This is a genomic window from Pseudomonas sp. CFII64 (assembly GCF_000416235.1).
In the GTDB taxonomy this organism is placed as follows: Bacteria; Pseudomonadota; Gammaproteobacteria; order Pseudomonadales; family Pseudomonadaceae; genus Aquipseudomonas.
Genome location: NZ_ATLO01000043.1, coordinates 1 through 21,687 on the forward strand (window position 1 = coordinate 1; position 21,687 = coordinate 21,687).

The 21,687-nt window shown below is 60.3% G+C and carries 19 protein-coding genes; 7 read left to right on the forward strand and 12 right to left on the reverse strand.

Annotated elements, in window-relative coordinates; all coding sequences use genetic code 11:
• Positions 1-33 precede the first annotated feature (33 nt).
• The 10 genes from urtD to CFII64_RS20175 all read right to left on the reverse strand — a co-directional run bounded on the left by urtD (position 34) and on the right by CFII64_RS20175 (position 10,981).
• Complete coding sequence (gene urtD / locus CFII64_RS20130; protein WP_020292677.1) at positions 34-894, reverse strand: urea ABC transporter ATP-binding protein UrtD; 861 nt, start codon at positions 892-894, stop codon at positions 34-36.
• Positions 891-1,970 (reverse strand): urea ABC transporter permease subunit UrtC, encoded by a 1,080-nt coding sequence (gene urtC / locus CFII64_RS20135; RefSeq protein WP_020292678.1) that lies wholly within the window; start codon positions 1,968-1,970, stop codon positions 891-893. Before urtC ends, urtD begins: the two co-directional genes overlap by 4 nt.
• On the reverse strand, positions 1,970-3,550 hold the full coding sequence (urtB, locus tag CFII64_RS20140; RefSeq protein ID WP_020292679.1) for an urea ABC transporter permease subunit UrtB: 1,581 nt from the start codon (positions 3,548-3,550) through the stop codon (positions 1,970-1,972). The genes urtC and urtB overlap by 1 nt, the downstream gene beginning before the upstream one ends.
• A 198-nt stretch (positions 3,551-3,748) precedes the next feature.
• Positions 3,749-5,014, reverse strand: coding sequence for an urea ABC transporter substrate-binding protein (gene urtA / locus CFII64_RS20145; protein WP_020292680.1), 1,266 nt, complete (start codon positions 5,012-5,014; stop codon positions 3,749-3,751).
• Between the two features lie 324 nt (positions 5,015-5,338).
• Entirely contained in the window at positions 5,339-6,739 is a 1,401-nt protein-coding gene (locus tag CFII64_RS20150) for a PepSY domain-containing protein (protein WP_020292681.1), read from the reverse strand.
• A 96-nt stretch (positions 6,740-6,835) separates the two neighbouring features.
• Positions 6,836-7,234: a DUF2946 domain-containing protein gene (locus CFII64_RS20155; RefSeq protein WP_044901587.1), complete on the reverse strand. Its 399-nt coding sequence runs from the start codon at positions 7,232-7,234 to the stop codon at positions 6,836-6,838.
• Between the two features lie 48 nt (positions 7,235-7,282).
• On the reverse strand, positions 7,283-7,771 hold the full coding sequence (locus CFII64_RS20160; RefSeq protein WP_020292683.1) for a copper chaperone PCu(A)C: 489 nt from the start codon (positions 7,769-7,771) through the stop codon (positions 7,283-7,285).
• Between the two features lie 155 nt (positions 7,772-7,926).
• A complete protein-coding gene (locus tag CFII64_RS20165) occupies positions 7,927-8,685 on the reverse strand; it encodes a cobalt-precorrin-6A reductase (protein ID WP_020292684.1) in 759 nt (252 codons plus the stop codon).
• Positions 8,685-9,779 carry a cobalt-precorrin-5B (C(1))-methyltransferase gene (locus CFII64_RS20170; RefSeq protein ID WP_020292685.1) on the reverse strand — a complete coding sequence of 365 codons (1,095 nt, stop codon included), beginning with the start codon at positions 9,777-9,779 and terminating at the stop codon, positions 8,685-8,687. The genes CFII64_RS20165 and CFII64_RS20170 overlap by 1 nt, the downstream gene beginning before the upstream one ends.
• Positions 9,779-10,981, reverse strand: a complete 1,203-nt coding sequence (locus tag CFII64_RS20175) for a bifunctional cobalt-precorrin-7 (C(5))-methyltransferase/cobalt-precorrin-6B (C(15))-methyltransferase (RefSeq protein ID WP_020292686.1) — start codon at positions 10,979-10,981, stop codon at positions 9,779-9,781. The genes CFII64_RS20170 and CFII64_RS20175 overlap by 1 nt, the downstream gene beginning before the upstream one ends.
• 130 nt (positions 10,982-11,111) lie before the next feature.
• Between CFII64_RS20175 and cobG the strand changes: the two genes are divergently transcribed.
• The 7 genes from cobG to CFII64_RS20210 all read left to right on the forward strand — a co-directional run bounded on the left by cobG (position 11,112) and on the right by CFII64_RS20210 (position 18,121).
• Positions 11,112-12,464, forward strand: coding sequence for a precorrin-3B synthase (gene cobG / locus CFII64_RS20180; RefSeq protein WP_084488290.1), 1,353 nt, complete (start codon positions 11,112-11,114; stop codon positions 12,462-12,464).
• Positions 12,457-13,083, forward strand: a complete 627-nt coding sequence (locus CFII64_RS20185; RefSeq protein ID WP_020292688.1) for a precorrin-8X methylmutase — start codon at positions 12,457-12,459, stop codon at positions 13,081-13,083. Before cobG ends, CFII64_RS20185 begins: the two co-directional genes overlap by 8 nt.
• Positions 13,080-13,814 (forward strand): precorrin-2 C(20)-methyltransferase, encoded by a 735-nt coding sequence (locus CFII64_RS20190; protein ID WP_371106458.1) that lies wholly within the window; start codon positions 13,080-13,082, stop codon positions 13,812-13,814. The genes CFII64_RS20185 and CFII64_RS20190 overlap by 4 nt, the downstream gene beginning before the upstream one ends.
• Positions 13,814-15,526, forward strand: a complete 1,713-nt coding sequence (gene cobJ / locus CFII64_RS20195; RefSeq protein WP_020292690.1) for a precorrin-3B C(17)-methyltransferase — start codon at positions 13,814-13,816, stop codon at positions 15,524-15,526. Before CFII64_RS20190 ends, cobJ begins: the two co-directional genes overlap by 1 nt.
• A gap of 387 nt (positions 15,527-15,913) precedes the next feature.
• On the forward strand, positions 15,914-16,714 hold the full coding sequence (locus tag CFII64_RS20200; protein ID WP_020292691.1) for a hypothetical protein: 801 nt from the start codon (positions 15,914-15,916) through the stop codon (positions 16,712-16,714).
• 65 nt (positions 16,715-16,779) lie between these two features.
• A complete protein-coding gene (locus tag CFII64_RS20205; RefSeq protein WP_020292692.1) occupies positions 16,780-17,487 on the forward strand; it encodes a hypothetical protein in 708 nt (235 codons plus the stop codon).
• Positions 17,480-18,121 carry a hypothetical protein gene (locus CFII64_RS20210; RefSeq protein ID WP_020292693.1) on the forward strand — a complete coding sequence of 214 codons (642 nt, stop codon included), beginning with the start codon at positions 17,480-17,482 and terminating at the stop codon, positions 18,119-18,121. The genes CFII64_RS20205 and CFII64_RS20210 overlap by 8 nt, the downstream gene beginning before the upstream one ends.
• A gap of 46 nt (positions 18,122-18,167) precedes the next feature.
• Here the strand turns inward: CFII64_RS20210 and CFII64_RS20215 are convergent, their stop codons facing one another.
• Both CFII64_RS20215 and CFII64_RS20220 read right to left on the reverse strand, forming a co-directional pair.
• Positions 18,168-18,764, reverse strand: a complete 597-nt coding sequence (locus tag CFII64_RS20215) for a MarC family protein (protein ID WP_020292694.1) — start codon at positions 18,762-18,764, stop codon at positions 18,168-18,170.
• A gap of 74 nt (positions 18,765-18,838) precedes the next feature.
• Entirely contained in the window at positions 18,839-21,628 is a 2,790-nt protein-coding gene (locus tag CFII64_RS20220; RefSeq protein ID WP_020292695.1) for a hybrid sensor histidine kinase/response regulator, read from the reverse strand.
• Positions 21,629-21,687: the final 59 nt, after the last annotated feature.

Consider the following 21,687-nt stretch of genomic DNA (forward strand, 5'->3'; position numbering starts at 1 on the left):
CGGCTTGGGCGAGTCCATCCAATTACGGGATACTCATCTTCCCAAATAAACTTCAATCACCCGCTCATCCGCCTGCACATCGTTCAGCGAGCCTTCGGCCAGGACGCTGCCCTGATGCAAAACGGTGACGTGATCGGCGATCGAGCCGACGAAGCCCATGTCGTGTTCCACCACCATCAATGAATGCTTGCCCGCCAGACTCTTGAACAGCTCGGCGGTGAATTCGGTTTCGGCGTCGGTCATGCCCGCCACCGGTTCGTCCAGCAGCAGCAATTGCGGGTCCTGGACCAACAGCATGCCGATCTCCAGAAACTGCTTCTGGCCGTGGGACAACAAACCGGCCGGACGCTGCATGGAGCTGGTCAGGCGAATGGTTTCCAGCACTTCGTCGATGCGGTCGCGCTGCTCGCCATTGAGTTTCGCCCGCAGGCTGGCCCACACCGACTTGTCGGTCTTCTGCGCCAGTTCGAGGTTTTCGAACACACTTAAGGCTTCGAATACCGTGGGTTTCTGGAATTTGCGGCCAATCCCGGCCTGGGCGATCTGCACTTCGCTCATCTGCGTCAGGTCCAGGGTTTCACCGAACCACGCCTTGCCATGGCTCGGGCGGGTCTTGCCGGTGATCACGTCCATCAGCGTGGTCTTGCCCGCGCCATTGGGGCCGATGATGCAGCGCAGCTCGCCGACGCTGATGTACAGATTCAGGTCATTGAGCGCCTTGAAACCGTCGAAGCTGACGCTGATGTCTTCCAGGGTCAGGATCGTGCCGTGCCGGGTGTTCAGGCCTTCGCCAGCCGCTTGCCCGAGGCCGATGGCGTCGCGGCTGGTGCCGATGTCGGAATTGGGGTTGAGGATCGGTTCGAGCATGAATGCGGGCGTCGGTGTGGTTTTCATTGCTCGCTCCTTTTCTTGAGCAGGCCGATCACGCCTTTGGGCAAGTACAGCGTGACGATGATGAACAGCGCGCCGAGGAAGAACAGCCAGTATTCCGGGAAGGCCACGGTGAACCAGCTCTTCATGCCATTGACCAGACCTGCGCCCAGCAGCGGGCCGATTAATGTGCCGCGTCCGCCCAACGCCACCCAGACGGCAGCCTCGATGGAGTTGGTCGGCGACATTTCGCTGGGGTTGATGATGCCCACTTGTGGCACATACAACGCGCCAGCCAGGCCGCACAACACGGCGCTCAAGACCCATACGAACAGCTTGAAGCCACGCGGGTCGTAGCCGCAGAACATCAGGCGGTTTTCCGCGTCACGCAGCGCGGTCAAGACTCGACCGAACTTGCTTTGCGCCAGACGCCAGCCGACATACAGGCTCGCCACCAGCAACAGCACTGTGGCCAGGAACAACGTCGCCCGCGTGCCCTGGGAGCTGATGCTGAAGCCCAGGATGCTGCGGAAGTTGGTGAAGCCGTTGTTGCCGCCGAAGCCGGTTTCGTTGCGAAAGAACAGCAGCATGCCGGCGAAAGTCAGCGCCTGGGTCATGATCGAGAAATACACGCCCTTGATCCGCGAACGGAAGGCGAAGAAGCCGAACACCAGCGCCAGCAAGCCGGGCGCCAGGACCACCAGACACATGGCCCAGAGGAAATTGTCGGTGCCGGTCCAGTACCACGGCAGCTCGGTCCACGACAAAAAGGTCATGAACGCGGGCAAACCATCGCCCGCCGCTTCACGCATCAGGTACATGCCCATGGCGTAACCGCCGAGGGCGAAGAACAGGCCGTGGCCCAATGACAACAGCCCGGCATAACCCCAGACCAGATCCAGCGCCAGGGCGACGATGGCGTAGCAAAGAATCTTGCCCACCAGCGTCAGCGTGTAGGCCGATACCTGCAAACCGTTGTCGGCGGGCAGCAGCGAAAGCAGCGGCAGCGCCAGCAGCACGGCCAGCACCAACACGCCCACGGCGACCGTACTTTTCGTGCCGATTTTTTGTGCAGCAGTGACCATCAGTGGTTGATTCATCAGTCGATCACCCGTCCTTTGAGCGCGAAGAGGCCTTGCGGACGTTTCTGGATAAACAGAATGATCAGCGCCAGGATCAGGATCTTGCCCAGCACGGCGCCGATTTGCGGTTCGAGAATCTTGTTGGCGATGCCCAGCCCGAAGGCCGCCATCACGCTGCCGGCCAGTTGCCCGACACCGCCGAGCACCACCACCAGGAATGAATCGATGATGTAGCTCTGGCCCAGGTCCGGGCCGACGTTGCCGATCTGACTCAAGGCCACGCCGCCCAGCCCGGCAATGCCGGAGCCAAGCCCGAAAGCCATCATGTCGATGCGCCCGGTAGGCACGCCGCAGCAGGCGGCCATGTTGCGGTTCTGGGTCACGGCCCGCACGTTCAGGCCCAGCCGCGTCTTGTTCAGCAGCAGCCAGGTCAGCACCACCACGAACAGCGCGAAAGCGATGATCACGATGCGGTTGTACGGCAACACCAGATTGGGCAGCACTTGAATGCCGCCGGACAACCATTCCGGGTTGGCGACTTCAACGTTCTGCGCGCCGAATGCCAGGCGCACCGCCTGAATCAGCATCAGGCTGATGCCCCAGGTGGCGAGCAGGGTTTCCAGCGGCCGGCCATAAAGATGGCGAATGACTGTGCGCTCCAGCGCCATGCCGATCACTGCTGTGACAAAAAACGCCACGGGCAACGCGATCAACGGGTAGTACTCGATGGCGCCGGGCGCGTATCGCTGGAACATCAACTGCACGACATACGTGGAATACGCACCGAGCATCAGCATTTCGCCGTGGGCCATATTGATCACGCCGAGCAGACCGAAGGTGATCGCCAGGCCCAGCGCCGCCAGCAGCAGAATCGAACCCAGCGACATGCCGCTGAAGGCCTGACCGAGAATCTCGCCGATCAGCAGTTTGCGGTTCACTTGCGCCAGACTGGTTTGCGCCGCCATGCTCACGCTGGCGTCGGTTTCGACGCCGGGTGTCAGCAGTGTTTCAAGGCGCGTGCGCGCCAATGGATCGCCGGTTTCACCCAGCAGGCGCACGGCCGCCAGACGCACGGTCGGGCTGGAATCCACCAGTTGCAGATTGGCCAGCGCCAGCGTCAGCGCGCTGTGTACGGCGTCGTCCTGTTCGGCGGCGACTTGCTGGCTGATAAAGGCCAGTTGCGCCGGACGCGCGCTTTTTTGCAGTTGCAGTGCAGCGGCCAGGCGCAGTTTTGCATCGGCGGCCAGCAGTTGGTGACTGGCCAGCGCGGTATCGACCAGGCCGCGCAGGCGATTGTTCAGGCGCAATTTGCGCGGTTCATCAGGGGTTGCCGCATCGGCGGCGGGCGTATCGACGGCCACGTATTTGTCGCCGGTTTCAATGTAGGCACGCTTGCTGCTGTCGGCCGCGACACGGCCTTCCTGCAAGGCGCTGATCAGCTCGATGCGTTCCGGCACAGGCTTGGCGGCCCAGGCTTCGAGCAGCTCGGCTTGTTGCGTGGAACCGGCCGCGACGAAATCACCGGCATCGCTGGCGTGCGCGGCCATCGGCAGCAGCAGGGCCAGGGTGAACATCAAGCGGTAGAAAGCGTTGGGCATGTCAGGTGTCCTGAAAAGCGTCCGCATGAATTGCGCGGAAACTGTAGGCGGGACCGGAGCGGTGATCCGTAGGAGCGGCTTTAGCCGCGAGAGCCGCGAGAGTGCTCCCGGCTAAAGCCGGTCCTACGGATCGCCAACAAGGCTACGCGCCCCGGGCGTTCCTACAGGGGATGTCAGGCCTAAGGCCCGACGCTTTACTTAATTGCTCTTCACCGCATGATCCGGCTTCTTGTCGTTGCCAGGGATGTACGGGCTCCATGGCTGGGCGCGGATCGGTTCCTTGGTCTGCCAGACGACGTTGAACTGACCGTCATCCTGGATTTCGCCGATCATCACTGGCTTGTGCAGGTGGTGGTTGGTCTTGTCCATGGTCAGGGTGTAGCCCGACGGCGCGGCATAAGTCTGGCCGGCCATGGCTTCGCGGACTTTATCCACATCGGTGGACTTGGCCTTCTCGACCGCTTGCGCCCACATGTGGATGCCGACGTAAGTGGCTTCCATCGGGTCGTTGGTCACAGCCTTGTCGGCGCCCGGCAGGTTTTTCTTCTTGGCGTAGGCTTTCCAGTCAGCGACGAACTTCTTGTTGACCGGGTTCTCAACGGACTGGAAGTAGTTCCAGGCGGCGAGGTTGCCGACCAATGGCTTGGTGTCGATGCCACGCAGTTCTTCTTCGCCCACCGAGAACGCCACGACCGGTACGTCAGTGGCTTTCAGGCCCTGGTTGGCCAGCTCTTTATAGAAAGGCACGTTGGAGTCGCCGTTGACCGTGGAGATCACCGCCGTCTTGCCGCCCGCCGAGAACTTCTTGATGTTGGCCACAATGGTTTGATAGTCAGCATGGCCGAACGGGGTGTAGACCTCTTCGATGTCCTTGTCCGCTACGCCTTTGGAGTGCAGGAAGGAACGCAGAATCTTGTTGGTGGTGCGCGGGTAAACGTAGTCGGTGCCCAGCAGGAAGAAACGCTTGGCGGCGCCGCCGTCATCGCTCATCAGGTATTCAACCGCAGGAATTGCCTGCTGGTTAGGCGCCGCACCGGTGTAGAACACGTTTGGCGACATTTCTTCGCCTTCGTATTGCACCGGGTAAAACAGCAGGCCGTTGAGTTCTTCGAACACCGGCAACACCGATTTGCGCGACACCGAAGTCCAGCAGCCGAACACGACGGCGACTTTGTCCTGGGTCAGCAACTGACGACCTTTTTCCGCGAACAGCGGCCAGTTGGACGCCGGATCGACGACCACTGCCTCGAGCATTTTGCCGTTGACGCCGCCCTTGGCGTTGATTTCGTCGATGGTCATCAACGCCATGTCTTTCAGTGAAGTCTCGGAGATCGCCATCGTCCCGGACAGCGAGTGCAGGATGCCGACCTTGATCGTCTCGGCGGCCTGAACGGTCCATGTCATGCCCATGGCGGCGATTGATGCGGACAGGGTGAAAGCTTTGATCAAACTGCGACGCTTCATTGGGCTAGCTCCATTCACTTGGTTTTTTTAGGTGGGCGAGTCAGTTGCCTGAAAGCTTCTAAGCAAAGGCTATGCCCAGCCCGCCAAGTGGAGCCAATTAGCGACCCAGAGCGGTGGGTGAACGAGTGCAGCGCACCGCGATGGCGCTTTTAAAAAGCCGTGGTGCGCCCGACGACCGGAATTGGTGCGTCGGCCGGCTGCCGATCGGTAGGAGGGGACTTGTCCCCGAATGCGATTGGCCGGGCAACAAGGAAACTCAGCTGTTTACGTTGCCTGTGCTGACCGCTTCGGGGACAAGTCCCCTCCTACAGGATTTGCACCGGCTCAGGCCGGCACGGATTCCTTGCCAAACCGCGCCAACACCAGCCGATCCAGCAGATAGACCACCACCAGCGAAACGCCCACCAGCGGGAAGGCCACGGCCAGGACGAACATGATGACCATGGCCGACTTCCAGCGCGGCAAGTCGTGGCGCAGCGGCGGGACGCCCAATTTGCCCTGGGGACGACGTTTCCACCAGATCACCAGACCGCTGACCGACCCCAGCAAAATCATCAGGCACACCAGCAGGATCAACATCTGGTTGATCCAGCCGAAAAACTTGCCTTCATGCAGCATCACGCCCAGCTCGGTGGCTTTGGAGACAGTGCTGTAATCGGCCCAGCGCACGTCGGCGAGCACCTTGCCGCTGTATTGATCGATATGCAGCGTCGCGTCATTGCGCGGGTCGTCGGCGAATACCGAAACGGTGAACACGCCATCGGCGGTTTTCGGTTGCGTGATGCTGTAACCCGGCTCGATGCCGCGCTCGGTGGCGATATCCACCACCTGCTGCAGCGACACATTCGGCGCGGCGGGCCCGGCGGACATGCCCGCGTGGTTCATGTGTTCGGCATGCTCGCCGGTCGGCATGGGCATCGACTGGGGCATCGGCGTGTTTTCCAGTGCCCAGGGCACGGTCTGTCCGCTGGCGGTATTGAGTTCGCCCGCCTGTTTGTCGGACTTGGGCACGTCATTCCACATCGCCGCCGGAAAGGTGTTCCACAAATCGGCGTACTGCTTGCCCCACATGCCGGTCCAGGTCATGCCGCTGATCAGCATGAACAGCAAAAACGCCGAGCCCCAGAAACCCGTCACGGCGTGCAGGTCACGCCACATCACTCGACCGCGCTTGCTCAGGCGCGGCCACAGCACGCCAGCCCCGGAACTGCCGCGCGGCCACCACAGATAAAGCCCGGACACCACCAGCATGATCCCCCAGCCAGCCGCCAGTTCGACCAGCCGGTCGCCAATCGTGCCGATCATCAGTTCGCCATGCAGCGCGCGGGCGATGGCTTGCAGGTTGTCCTTGGCATCCTGAGTGCCAAGGATTTCGCCGCCGTAGGGGTTGATGAACACGTTCACTTCACGACCTGCCTGCTGAACGACAAATTGCGCACTGCCCTGGGCACTCAACGGCGGCAGGTATTTGCTGATTTTCGCCTGTGGGAAATCGCTCAGGACGCGCTGCTGCAACTGGTCGGCGCTGAGTTGATGATGGCTCGGCGTGACGTTCAGCAAGTCGCTGTACATCAGGTTGTCCAGCTGCGGCTTGAACAGGTAGATGATGCCGGTCAGCGACAGCAGGATCATGAACGGCGCGACGAACAAACCGGCATAGAAATGCCAGCGCCAGGCGAGGTTATAAAAAGACACATTCGGTTTGGAGGCAGTCTGTATGGACATTTTGCAGCGCTCTTGTCAGGCACAACACACGACCCAACCCGCCCAGAACCAGCATGAGTGTTCATGCGCCTGAGCGGGTGCGTAATCGAATAGGATTTATCGCGTGACGAAGAGCGGCGGGGCGCGGCTGCGGGCGTTGGGGAAGATGCTGCGCTGGGCGTGGCCCGATTGAATGGACGCGTGGTAAAAGTCAGCCGGATTGGGCGGCGCCAGGGCCGTGACTGCGAGCGCGCTGGTGATCGCCGGGCAGCTGAACAACAAGGTGCAGTAGCCGCATTTGGCCCACAGCACATGATCGACACTGGCTTGTTCAGCTGTGGGATCGGCTTGATGGTGAGCCCCGTGCTCGGCCGGCATGTCCATGGACGCCGGCATCGACATGCTCATGCCCGCGTGCTGATCCATCGGCACCGCTTGGGAAACCAGCGGGCCGATGAAGATCATCAGCATGGCAAACAGACTCAGCCAGGCGCCCCGGGATTTCCGAGGCTGCAAGGTGACGCTGTTGCGAAGCGGGCACGGGTGGCTCAAATCAGATAGGCATCAATGGTTATGCGTTGCAGGTGTTGGCGCTTGTTTGAGCACCGCGACTTCGACAGTCACGTCGCCGGATTTTTCGAAGTGTAGTGTCAGCGGAAAGTGCGCGCCGTCGGTGAGCTTCGATTTGTCCTTCAGGTCCAGCAGCATGACGTGATAACCCATGGGCGCGAAAGTCGCATCGCCACCGGCGGGAATCTCGACGAGCTGGACTTGCTGCATTTTCATCAGGCCGTTGGCATGCACGTGCTCGTGAAGCTGCGCGGTGGCGGCAATCGGCGTGTCGACGCTGAGCAAACGATCAGGCTGCTGGCCGCCATTGTGGATGACGAAATAAGCGGCCACGGTTGGCGCATTGGGCGGCAGTTCCATGGACCACGGCTGGGAAATTCTCAACTCGCCTGCCTTGCTTTCATCGGCATTGGCGAAGCTGGCGGGCAGCAGGCTCAGCAGTGCTGCCAGGCAAGCGATCCAGATCGTCCGTGGTTGAGACATGGTGGGTTCCGTTCCTGTAGGGAGTGAGTGCGGCTATTTAGCCTCATTGGCCTGCAGATGTAAAAAGCCCAAAGCGCGGCGCGCTGTCGCATGGCACGGTCTTGCCGTAGGACCGGCTTCAGCCGGGAGCGCATTCCTCGCGGCTGAAGCCGCTCCTACGGGCGGGTCGAAATGCTGGCGGTTTGCCCCTCATCAAGAGCGTTCAGCAACGCCTCCACCGACCCAAACTCCCGATCCACCTCCGGCAACTGTGGCCGCTTCAATATCACTACCGGCACCTTCAACTCCCGCGCCACTTCAAGCTTGGCTTCGGTGGCGCTGCCGCCACTGTTCTTGCTGATCAGCACGTCGATACTGCGTTGCATGAAAAGAGCACGCTCGTCATCCAGCAGAAACGGCCCGCGCGCGCCGAGCACTTCGCAGCGCGGGTGGTCAGGCAAGTCGCGCAAGGTGTTTTCCAGCGCGCGCAGGGTCCAGAACTGGTGTGCCGGGATTTCATCCAGATGCTGCAACGGCTCGCGACCCAGGGTAAATAAAGGTCGATGAAAGGGTGCCAGCGCCCGAATCAATCCGGCCCAGTCGCTGACTTCGCGCCAGTCATCGTCCGGCCCGGCTTGCCACGCAGGTCGGCGCAGGGCCCAACAAGGGATGCCGCTCAGTTGTGCGGCCTTGGCGGCGTTATGACTGATTTGCGCGGCGTAGGGGTGGGTCGCATCCAGCAACAGATCAATGCTCTGGTCGGCTATGAAGCGCGCCAGACCTTCAGCCCCGCCATAACCGCCGACGCGCACCTCGCAGGTCAGGTCGGTCGGCACTCGGCCGACACCCGCCAGGCTGTAAATGTGTTGCGGCCCCAGCGTGCGGGCAATCGTCATGGCATCGGCAACGCCGCCAAGCAATAACAAACGTTGCATTAGATAACTCCCGCCTGACCGACGATGCCGCCCTGGCGGTCGATGGCAAAAACTTCGACCTGAACCTGCGCAGGCACCACGCTGCGGGCGAAATCCAGCGCGTGCTGACAGACCACATCGCCCAACCTGATGCCGAGCGCGGCGCTGATGGCCAGCGCCTGTTGGCTGGTATTGCACTCGCGGATCGCCTGTTGCAGCGCATCATCGGCCCCGGCATCGGCGGCCCAGCGCGCCAGTTGTGGCAGGTCGATGCTGGAGTGGCGGCTGTGCAAATCCATATGCCCGGCGGCGAGTTTGCTGATCTTGCCGAAGCCGCCGCAGATGCTCAGTTTGTTCACGGGCACCTTGCGCAGGTGCTTGAGCACCGCGCCGATGAAATCGCCCATCTCGATCAAGGCGATGTCCGGCATCTGATAGTAGCGGCGCATGGTGTCTTCGCTGGCGTTGCCGGTGCAGGCCGCGATATGCAGATAGCCGTTGGTCTTGGCGACGTCGATGCCCTGATGGATCGAGGCGATGTAGGCCGCGCAGGAAAACGGCCGGACGATGCCGCTGGTGCCCAGAATCGACAGCCCGCCAAGAATGCCCAGCCGCGGATTCATGGTTTTGAGCGCCAGTGCTTCGCCGCCTTCGACACTGACGGTGATTTCAAAGCCGCCGCCGTAATTCATTTCGTTGGCCAGCATTTGCAGGTGCTCGATCATCATCCGTCGCGGCACTGGATTGATCGCCGGTTCGCCGACTTTCAGCACCAGGCCGGGACGCGTTACCGTGCCGACGCCTGGGCCGGCGATAAACGTCACGGTGGGAATCTCCAGCAGGCGCACGCGGGAGTACACCAATGCGCCATGCGTCACGTCCGGGTCGTCACCTGCGTCCTTGATGGTGCCGGCTTCGGCGCCGTCAGCGCACAGGCGACAGAACTCCAGACGCATCTGCACCTGCTTGCCTTTGGGCAGGACAATGTGCACGGCGTCGTTTGCCTGACCAGCAAGCAACAGGCGCGCCGCCGCGAGACTGGTGGCCGTGGCGCAACTGCCAGTCGTCAAACCGCTGCGCAGCGGGGCAGGTTGTTCGGCGGTCTCGTCGCGCATCAGGGTTTGACCACATCCAGCAGGGTGATCGGCAGCGCCTGGCGCCAGGTATCGAAATCACCCAAGGGTTTGGCGTGAGCAATGTGAATGCGGGTCAGCTCGCCGCCATGCAGCTCGCGCCAGGCCATCAACGTGGCTTCGCTTTGCAGAGTGACTGCATTGGCCACCAGCCGCCCGCCGGAACGCAGCTGCTGCCAGCACGTGTCGAGTACGCCGGGACGCGTGACGCCGCCGCCGATGAAGATCGCATCGGGACGCTCCAGCCCAGCCAGAACAGCCGGCGCCGCGCCGCGCACCAATTGCAGGCCCGGCACGCCCAGCGCATCGCGGTTGAATTCAATCAATTGCTGCCGACCTTCATCCGCTTCAATCGCCAGGGTGCGGCAGCTCGGATGCGCGCGCATCCACTCGATGCCGATGGAACCGCAACCGGCGCCGACATCCCACAGCAACTCACCGGGCACCGGCGCCAGCCGCGCCAAAGTAATCGCCCGCACGTCGCGCTTGGTCAGCTGGCCATCATGTTCGAAAGCAGCATCCGGCAAACCGGCCAGCGGCGAAAGGCGCAAGGCGTGCGCATCGGCGCGACAGTCGATGGCCACCACGTTGAGCGCAGCGATTTCCGGGTTGGCCCATTCGCTGGCCAGTCCGTCGATGCATCGCTCGGCGGTTCCGCCCAGATGTTCCAGCACCGTCATGCGGCTGGGGCCAAAGCCGCGCTCGCGGAGCAAACCGGCAATGGCGGCGGGGCTGCTGCCATCATTGCTGAGGACCAGCAAGCGTACGCCGTTATGAAATTGCGCATTGAGTGCGGCCAATGGACGCGCCACCACCGACAGCGTGACAACTTCCTGCAACGGCCAGCCCAGGCGCGCGGCGGCCAGGGAATACGAAGAGGGCGCGGGCAGGATCAGCATTTCGTTGATATCGACTACCCGCGCCAGACTCGCGCCGACGCCGAACAGCATCGGATCGCCGCTGGCCAGCACGCAAACCTCGGCGCCGCGCTGCTCCAGCACCGGACTCAGGGAAAACGGACTCGGCCAGGCACGACGTTCGGCTTGTATGCACGGCGGCAGCAAATCCAGCTGACGCGGGCCGCCAAACACCTGATGCGCGCGCAGCAGAGCGTGCCGCGCATTCTTGCCCAGGCCCTTGTAGCCGTCTTCACCGATTCCCACGACTGTCAGCCAAGGCGACATTTAATTCCCTCAATCCGAGTCTTCCGACAGAGCGGCTTTTCATGCCTGCGGACAAAGCAGGCATAATACCGCGCCCAAGCGGCACAAGTGGCCTATTCACGTGCAGTCCAGTTCCAGCCATGGTGATCCATTGACCGAGCCGACCTCCGTCCTTCCGCCTTCGATACCTCTACGCCCCTCGGCCTGTCCGGGGTTGCTGCGTATCGTCCCGGCGCTGGATGGCGGTATCTGCCGCATCAAGCTGGCGGGCGGTTCGATCACTGCGCCGCAAGCGCTGGCCGTTGCCCAGGCTGCGCAGCTGTACGCCCACGGGGTGATCGAAGCGACCAATCGCGGCAATCTGCAAATTCGCGGCATCGGCGAGCAGCAGGACGCGTTGATCCAGGCATTGCTGGGTGCTGGCCTCGGGCCGCGCAACCTGGACAGCGACGACGTGCGCAACCTCATGCTCAGCCCCAGCGCCGGGCTTGATCCGCATATGCTCTTGGATACGCGGCCGTTGGCGGCACACATTCTCGGAGCACTTGAAGGCAATCCGCGCTTTCACGACCTGTCACCCAAGTTCGCCATATCGCTGGACGGTGGCGAAGGCCTGGTAATGCTCGAACATCCCCACGACCTGTGGCTTAGCGCGTTGCAGCTTGAAGGTGAAAACTTGCTGGCCTTCGGCTTCGCCGGTTGTCCCGGGCAGGATTCGCCATTGGCTGCCGTTCCCGTTGAGCATGGGCTGGAACTGGTGCTGGCCGTGCTGGAGCTGTTTCTGGATACTGCGCGGCCCGAGCAAGTGCGAATGCGCCAGTTGCTGGCGCAAATACCGGCAGCACAGCTGCTGGAACAACTGGCAACGCGTTTGAGCGTTGAGTTGCGCACTGATCAAAAAGTAACCGATTGGCGCCGAGCGCCAGTGGCCGCCGATCAGCACATTGGCATTTATCCACAGCATGAAACCGGCAAAGTAGCGGTCGGTGGCGTGGCGCCGTTGGGGCGACTGAATCCTGAGATGCTCAGCGCCATAGCGCAACTGGCTGCCGAAGCGGGCGATGGCAGCCTGCGCCTGACGCCCTGGCAAAGCGTGTTATTGCCCAATGTTCCGACAGAACAGGCGCAATACGTGCTGGCTGGGCTGCAAGCAGCGGGGCTGCTGTGTTCTGCCGAGCAGGCTTTGGCGCACATGATCGCCTGTACCGGCGCCACCGATTGCAGCAAAGGCCTGGCCGATACCAAGGGCGATGCCCGAATTCTGGCCGCGCAATTGCAAAAAAATGGCCTCAGCCGAGCCGTGCATCTGACGGCGTGCCAGCGTTCCTGCGCGGCGGCCCATCGCGCGCAGGTGACCTTGCTGGCGGTGTCTGCTGGCCATTACGACCTTTATTTTCGCGATGCAGCTCAACCCGGTTTCGGCGTTCTGCAAGCGCGTGACCTCACTATTGAAGCAGCCGGCGCGTTGTTGATCGCCGACTCACGGAGCAGCACCCATGATTGATTACATCCGCGACGGGCAGGAGATTTATCGCAATTCCTTCTCGATCATCCGTGCGGAAGCGCGCCTGGACACGATCCCGGCGGATCTGGAAAAACTTGCCGTGCGGGTGATTCATGCCTGCGGCATGGTCGAGGTCATCGAAGACCTGCGCTTTTCGCCGGGAGCGGGCAAGGCCGGACGCGATGCATTGGCGGCGGGCGCGCCGATCCTGTGCGACGCGCGCATGGTCTCTGAGGGCATCACCCGCACTCGCTTGCCAGCCAACAATCAGATCATCTGCACGCTGCACGACGAAGGCGTGCGGGAGATGGCGCTGGAGAAGGGCAACACCCGCTCTGCGGTGGCGCTGGAACTGTGGCGTCCGCATCTGGCCGGCAGCGTCGTGGTGATCGGCAACGCGCCGACCGCGCTGTTTTATCTGCTGGAAATGCTCGACGCGGGCGCACCGAAACCGGCATTGATCCTCGGTTTCCCGGTGGGTTTTGTCGGCGCAGCGGAATCCAAGGCGATGCTCGCCGCCGACAGCCGTGGCGTGCCCTTCGTCATCATGCAGGGCCGTCGCGGCGGCAGCGCCATGGCGGTGGCTGCGGTCAACGCGCTGGCCACGGAGATCGAATGATGCAGGTACGCGGTCGATTGATTGGCCTGGGCGTCGGCCCCGGCGACCCGGAACTGATTACCGTCAAGGCGCTGCGCCTGTTGCGTGAGTCGCCGGTGATCGCCTATTTCGTCGCCAAGGGCAAGAAAGGCAACGCCTTCGGCATCATCGAAGGTCATCTGCAGGATGCCCAGACGCTGATGCCGCTGGTCTATCCGGTCACCACCGAAGCGCTACCCGCGCCGATGTCCTACGAACAGGTGATCAGCGATTTCTACGACGCCTCCAGCGCCGACGTGGCAGCGCATCTGGATGCCGGTCGTGATGTAGCCGTTATCTGCGAAGGCGACCCGTTCTTCTACGGTTCCTACATGTACCTGCACGATCGTCTGGCAGACCGCTACGAAGCGCAGGTCATTCCGGGCGTGTGCTCGATGCTCGGCGGCGCTTCGGTGCTGGGTGCGCCGCTGGTGTACCGCAATCAGAGTCTGTCGGTGTTGTCCGGCGTGCTGTCCCACGAAGAGCTCAAGCGCAAACTGGCCGACGCCGACGCCGCAGTGATCATGAAGCTGGGCCGCAACTTTCCGAAAGTCCGCCTGGTGCTGGAAGAACTCGGCCTGGCCGAGCGCGCGCTGTATGTCGAGCGCGCCACCATGGCCAATCAGAAAATCGTGCCGCTGGATCAGGTCGAACCCATGTCCTCGCCGTACTTCTCGCTGATTATTGTTCCCGGCGAAAGGTGGCAAGGCTGATGGCGCATAACACCCCGGCGATTGTCATTCTCGGCAATGGCAGCCTCGCAACTGCACGGCGCATCCAGCAGATTTACCCCGATGCAGTCATTTATGGCCTCGTGGATCGGGTTCAGGGCGCAGACCAAATCTACAGCGAATTTGGCGCCACCTTGCGTCAGATTTATCAACAAGACACGCCGATCATTGCCCTGTGTGCAGCGGGAATCGTCATCCGCACCCTCGCGCCGCTGTTGCTGGAAAAGGGCGCCGAACCGGCTGTGCTGGCGGTTGCTGAAGACGGCAGCGCCGTCGTGCCGCTGTTGGGCGGGTTGGGTGGCGTCAACGTCATGGCTCGGGAAATCGCCACTGGTTTGGGTATTACGGCGGCGATTACCACCAGCGGTGAACTGCGCTTCGGCACGTGTTTGCTCAATCCGCCCGCCGGTTATGCCTTGGGCGATCTGGAACTGGGCAAGCGTTTCGTCTCCGATTTGCTCTCCGGCGCAACCGTGCGTATCGAAGGCGCAGCGCCATGGCTGGCCAAGGCGCAACTGCCGGAAGACGATCAGGCGCAGTTGGCGATTCACGTCGGCAGCGCCGAGCGCGAGCCTTCGCAACATGAACTGCTGATCTACCCGCGCAGCGTCGCTGTGGCCTTGACTGCGACGCTTGCGGACGCGGCCACCAGGGTTCGTGCGGCGCTGCACGAGGCCGGCATCGCCGTGCAATCCCTGGCTTGCCTGCTGGCGCCCGACGCGCAGATGGCCGACCCGCTGCTGCATCAGGTCGCCGCTGAACTGGCGGTGCCCATCCGTTTTGTCGCGTCAGCCACCCCGCGCGAAATGGCAGCGCAGGCCGTGCCGCAATTATTGCCGCCGATCAGCGTCAGTGAAGAGCTGGCCATCGTCGTCGCCCCGCAGCCTTTGGATGTGGAACAGATCGGTCGTGGACGCGGCAGGCTGGCGGTCATCGGCCTCGGTCCCGGTGCTGCTGATTTGATGGTGCCTGCGGTGAAGACTGAACTGGCCCGCGCCAATGACGTGCTCGGCTATGAAACCTACGTGCGTATGGCCGGGCCGTTCCGCGCCGATCAAGTGCTGCACTGCACTGACAACCGCGAAGAAATGCAGCGCGCCCGACATGCGTTCGAACTGGCTGCATCGGGGCGCAGCGTGGTGGTGGTGTCTTCGGGCGACCCCGGCGTGTTTGCCATGGCCTCGGCGGTGCTGGAAGCCTTGCACGAATCAAACAATCCCGAATGGCATACGGTTGATCTGCAAATCCTGCCGGGGGTTTCCGCCTCGCTGGCGACCGCCGCGCAAGCAGGAGCGCCGTTGGGTCATGATTTCTGCGTGATGTCGCTTTCCGACAACCTCAAGCCTTGGGATGTCATCGAAAAACGTCTGGAACTGGCCTCCCAAGCCGATCTGGCCCTGGCGTTCTACAACCCGATTTCCCGTTCGCGCCCTTGGCAATTGGGCCGCGCGCTGGAAATCGTCCGCCAGCACCGCACGCCTGAAACGCCGATAACCTTGGGTCGCGACATCGGCCGTCCGGGCCAGACCTTGCGCATCATTACCCTGGGCGACCTGACCCCGGAACAGGTCGACATGCGCACCATGGTGTTGATTGGCTCTTCGACCACCTGCGTGTTTCCGCGTGCCGATGGCGGCACTTGGGTGTATACGCCGCGTTGGTATGGGGAAAAGCCGGGTAGCAGTCCCGATTAACATGGCTCCTGTACAGCTCTTGTTCATTCGCCGGGATCAAAGGCTTGGGAATGAGCAAGAGCTTGTAAGACACTTCATATTAAAGTTTCGGAAATTTCAGCTCGGTATTTGGGAATGGCGGGCACCGCTTGTGCGTTTACAAACTTTATGCCGGTGATCATTTCTTGTTTGCAGGAAAGTTGTTGGTTTTCCGGGTGAAGGAAAACAATATGACACAGGCGCTTTGGGCGTTTGTTGATGTGATGGCATATTAGTTAACGGTTAGTTGGTTTCTTGCGGCGTGAAACAATTGAACGGGAGCAATGGCTTGTTGCGGGTGTCGTTTAAGACTAGCTTTAGGGCGTGGCCGGATGAGCCACTCACTAAAACTTATGCAAGGAATGCATGATGAGCCTTAACGAACAATACGCTTTCCCTACCGCTGAAGAATCCGACGCCTATTTCAAAGAATTGCAAGCTCTTGAACCTATCCAGCACACGTTCGCCCGGCGTGCATTAGTACTCACCGAAGCGCCGGAAGTAAAAATCGACACAGACAGTATTGCAGAAGTGAACAAGGATACGCCTGCTATCATTGCTTTTGCCGATGGCGTCAGCGTCGAAAATCGCGAAGCCGTTATGCTGGGGGTCGAGTTGGCGGAAGTCGTTGCGAATCAAAAAGCAGACATCAATAAAGACCCGGTCTTGTGGCTGGAGACATATGCTAAAGCATTTAGATTTGCTGGATGGCTTACTACAGGTGGGCATCAATACGGTGAATACACGTCGACGAACGTGAACCTGACCATGGATTCTATGGTGCTGGAGCTGATCAGCGCTGTAGCCGGAACTAACGCGCAAATCGTCATTAAGTTATTGAACCTCGTGATGGATAAGATCCAAAAAGATGAACGGATGATGACGCTGTTTGATCGTAATCGTAAGTCAGGCACTTCCTCGAGCTTTCGTATTATGCCTTGCCTGGAGTCGAGTAAAGGCATTCCGGTTACTTATTTGCTGGCTGTCCATTGTGAGTCTTCTACTGATTCAGGCGGTGCGCTTTTCTGGAAATGGTCCGTTTCTAAGATGAATGTCAAATACTTGGCTAAAGGTGTAACTTTCAGTCAGGGTACCCATGACCGTAACAAACAACAAATTCTTGGTCATCTCGGTAAGAGTGCAGACGATTTCTTTGAAAGTCTGAAGTGACAATCTAAATACACGGGCCGCCAGCGGCGGCTCGTGTATTAAACAGACGTTCGCGAGGATTAGATATGCAGAGCACGAATATAAAAACATTGGTAGGCGGCGCGCTGCTGTCCAGTAATGCCGACATTCCCCACGAAGTCATGAAGGATGTACTGGACTCACTGCTTTTCTTTCGACTCTATGCGGATAAGCAGTCAAGTAAGTTCGACTCGTCAGCTGCCTGGTTCAAGCGGTATGACGATGCGATGATTCATTTGAAGTGGAATAGCTCCGTTTATGATAGCGCGACGATTACGCCACAAAGCGAAGTCAACCTCACCCTCGAAGCGTTGATTGAAGAAGGGATGCCGGTCCAGTTGCCTGCCCAAACGATGGAACAATTCAGAGCGTTGATGACTTGTGTAGGCAGACTCACCCAGGAGGACGAGGCATCGCTATTATTCCGTCAGCAAGCAATCAGCACTTCAGTAGATGTTCCGGAACGCTCAGATCTTATGCTGCAGATGGGCGTTCTTGAACCTGGAATAAAGCTGTCTTCATTGTTTGTGACCTTCAGTACCACGGCCGAAATCGAACATGATCTGTGGAACCAGACATTTTCAGCCGCCACGATTGTCGGCAATATTCAGATCCGTTTCCATGAGCGTGAATGGCATCCAAAGAACTCCAGGATTGTCCGTGGAAAGTCAGTTCAGGATTTTTTGGCTGCAAAAAGAGACGGGCTGATACTGCCACTGTCTTGCGAGCCATGTGAGGAATCGGGCGATGACTGATGCGCAATCGGGCGTCTTGTTGTGCGGTCAGAGTCTGGTTTCCTTTTCATCCGGCATGTCTGAGCAGGAGCGTAACGATATTCTTGACTGCCTGAACTATTCGGAGCTTAGGGCCGACGGAAAGAGCGACCGTCGCCAGGCTTGGCGCAAGTGGATCAATCACTATCAGGCCGGGTTATTCAAGAGCGGCTTCGAGCTAAGTGGGGCCCTGAGTTCCAACATCGTTGCCATAACCGAACGCCGGGAACTGCTTGATGTTGCTCGCGATGCAATTCAGGGGTCTGGCCATAGAGAGTTATCTGAACTCGCCCACTCAGCATTGAATACGTTTTTGCGGAGCCAGCAGGTAGAGGCTTTTTTTCAGAATGGGTTCAGCGTCAGCCAAAACGAGAGTTTTCAAGTAGTCCCCTGCTGCAGGGTGGCGACCGGGGCTATTGACGTGATGGTGTGTGGCATTCATATGCAGAGGGATACAACCGACGGTTCCTGGCTGGACCGTCCTGAATCCTTCATGAAAATAAGAATGGACGGCGGCGCTTACCGTTATTCCGCTCAGGCTTACGAGCCATACCGTGCAAAGGTGACCAAGGGGCTGGAAAGATTCTCCAGGATCTATTTCGATAGCCTGTCGTAGGCTCAATTGTTCAACGAGTGCGCAGCCAGACTCAGGGGCTCAACCTTCACGGCACCAGATAACCCCGAACCCCGGTAAAGATAATCTGCGCGGCCAACGCGCAGACAAACAAACCCATGAGGCGGCTGACAATCTGCAAACCCTGGTCGCCCAGTACCCGTTCGATGTGGTTGGACAGGTAAAGCACCACGCCAACAGTCAGGCTGGCCAGGGCAATGCTGAGGATCGCGGTGAGTTTGTCATCCCAGTGGGGCTGGCTGACGCCCATGACCAGCAGCGCGCCGATGGTGCCGGGGCCAACGGTCAGTGGAATGGTCAGCGGCACGATGGTCATGTCCTGCTGGACATTGTCGGTCTGCACGGCCGACTTGCCTTGAGCCATGCCCAACGCGGAGATAAACAGCACGCTGCCAGCGCCAATGCGGAAGGCGTCGACGGTGATGCCGAACACACTGAAGATCACCCGTCCGAACAGATACAGCAGCACACTGGAAACCAGCGTCGCCAACGCCACTTTCCAGGCCAGACGGCGTTGCTCCTTGCGTGAATGACCGCGGGTCAGGCTGATGAAGCAGGACAGGACGAAGAACGGGCTATAAAGCACCAGCATCTTCAGGTAAACGCTGAACAACACGTGGAGCATGGCTTGGGCTCGCGGCAGCAGAATAAGGACGAGGGGAGTCTATCAGGCGGCAAGCGTTGCCTTGATGTGGATTGTCAGTTTTGCTGATAAAGGTCGCTGTCGGATGTCAGTGCGTGGGTCTTGGCGCGTTGGGCAACCCAGAACTCCACCAGTTCGCGCAGTTGGGACAGCTCGACGGGTTTCGACATGTGGCCGTCCATGCCAGCCTGGCGCGCGCGGTCCTTGTGTTCAGTCAGGATGTGCGCGGTCAGCGCAACCACCGGGGTCCGCACACGCTGATTGCCCACTTCCCAGGCACGCAATTGTTCGGTGGCGGAGAAACCATCGAGGATCGGCATTTCACAGTCCATCAGGACCAGATCGTAACGCTGGGCTTTCATCGCCCGCAGCGCTTCTTCGCCGTTGCTGGCGGTATCGGGATGCAGGTTGAGCTTGCCGAGCATGCCGCGAATGACTTTGGTCGAAATACTGTTGTCTTCGGCCACCAGAATGCGGAAGTCACTGGGTACGTTGATCGGCGTGTTCAGCACCGGCGCAATGGGCAGCGGGCCTGCGCCTTTGTTGCGCTGGGTGAGTTCATCCGCCAGCGTGGTCTTCAAGGTGTAGCCGGCCACGGGTTTGGCGAGGATGCGCTTGACCCCGGCGTTGCGCGCGACAATCTTGCTTGGCGCGTTGCTGATGCCGGTCAGCATGATCAGCAGGATGTCGTGGTTCAGGCTCGGGTCTTCCTTGATCTTGGCCGCCAGCTGCATGCCGGTCATGCCGGGCATGTTCTGGTCGAGCAGGACCACATCGAAATAGTCGCGCAAGTGCGCCTTGGTGCGCAGCAGCGCCAGCGCTTCCTTGCCCGAGGGTACCGCGCTGACGTTCAAGCCCCACGCGGTGCATTGCTGGACCAACACCTTGCGGCAGGTGTCGTTGTCGTCGACCACCAGTACCCGTGCGTCCTTGAGCGGGCTGTCCATGTCCAGCGGCGGTTGCTCCAGACGATCAGCGTCCAGTGGCAGGCTCAGCCACAACGTGCTGCCCTGGCTGCTTCCGGTCTGGATACCGAATTCACCGTCCATCAGCAGGATCAACTGCCGGGCAATCACCAGCCCCAGGTGACCGCCAAGCTTGCTCGCAGCGAGGAAATTCTTGCTGTGCAGTTCCGCATGCAGCAGGGCGTCGCGCTCGCTCGGCGCCAGCGGTTCGCCGCTGTCTTGCACGGCGATGCGCAGGCGTGGCTTGCCGGCCCGGGAGTCGAGCGCCACCACCACGAGGATTTCGCCCTCGTCGGTTTTCTTCAGGGCGTTTTCCAGCAGGCTCAACACGGTCTGACGCAAGCGGGTCGGGTCGCCGCTGATGACTCTGGGCACTTGCGGCTGGATCAGGCTGATCAGTTCGACATTTTGCTGTTCGGCCTTGGCCCGGAAGATATTCATGCAGTCTTCGATCAACGCACTGAGATCGAACTGCACGTCGTCGAGCTCGATCTGGCCGGATTCCAGCTTGGTGATGTCCAGAATCTCGTTGATCAGCGTAAGGAGTTCGTTGCCCGCGCTGTGCACGGTCTGCACGTAATCGCGCTGCTTGACCGACAGCGGCGTGCCCAGCAGTAATTCGGTCATGCCCAGCACGCCGTTCATGGGGGTGCGGATTTCGTGACTGATCTTGGCCAGGAATTCCGCCTTGGCGTTGATTTCAGCGGTGCTGGCGGCCTGGTCGCGACTGATGCTGAATTTGTCTTCGGTGATGCTGCGATGACGCTCGCTGAGCGCGATGCTCATGAGTAGCCCGCTGACGCAGAACACGCCGAGCAGCGTGAAAATCAGCCACTGCGGGGAAATCATCGTCAGCCACAGCAACGCGGGCAGAATGATCAGGCAACCAATATTGAACGTGATCATTGAGAACACGAACAGCCGCGCTGGCGAATATCCTTTTTGCCAGTTATACGCGGAAACAAACAGGATGCTCAGCGTCGCCAGACTGACCAGCCCGAAGGTCAGCAGGTTGAGCGGCAAGGTGTCGACGAACAGGATCAGCAAGGCGCCCAGCGCAATGACCAGCAGGCTGCCCAGCAACCAGCGGTCCAGCTTCACGACCTTGCGGTGGTAGAAGAAACAATAGGTGTACATCAGCCCGGTAATGGCCGCGAGTAACAGGGTCAGGTGCGCGCTGGGTGTCTGGGGGATATGCCAGGTATTGAGCCAGGGCGTCAGCAGGTTGAGCAGCAGAATCGCGCTCAGTGCCAGCAGCGCCTCGCAGGCTGCCAGCCAGAGATTACTGGGGGATCGTGTGTGGGCGTAGCGGGTCAGGTTTTGCAGAATCAGCATCGCCAGGGAACCGAGCAGAAGTCCGAGTACAAAGGGTTCGCGTTCGTCGGCGGCACTTTCGATGGCGGGTTGCAGCGTGATGTTGGGGCGCAGTTGCTGGGTTGAAACCAGGCGCAGATAGAGATCCAGGGGCACGTCGCTCTGAGGCAACGGCAACATGAAGTCTCGGGAATGCAGCAGTTGGTCCTGGCGCGGGATGTTATTGCCGGTGCGCGAATGGTCGACCATCTGCTCGCCGTTCAGGACATACATGTCCAGGCTGGCCAGGTCCGGTGCGAAGATGCGCAGCAGTTGTTCGTGCTTGTTGGGTTGCAGGCGGTAGTGCAGCCATAGCGCACTGTTTCGGTCCGCTGCGGTGATGTGCGCAAGATCGATGGGACTGAACGCGTTTTCGAAGCGTGCCGAGCGGATATCGCTCAATTGCAGATCCGCCGGGCTGTCGAGCAAGGTTGACCAGCCTGCACTCTGCTCGGCTTGCGCTGTGAGCATGAAGAGCAGGGTCAGTACCCCGACGGTTAATCTTTTGGCAATCCTGAGCCAGCGCACGGCGAAATCCCTTCGTAGATGAATGCCAGATAACCCTGCGCGGTGCTGAAATAACCAGA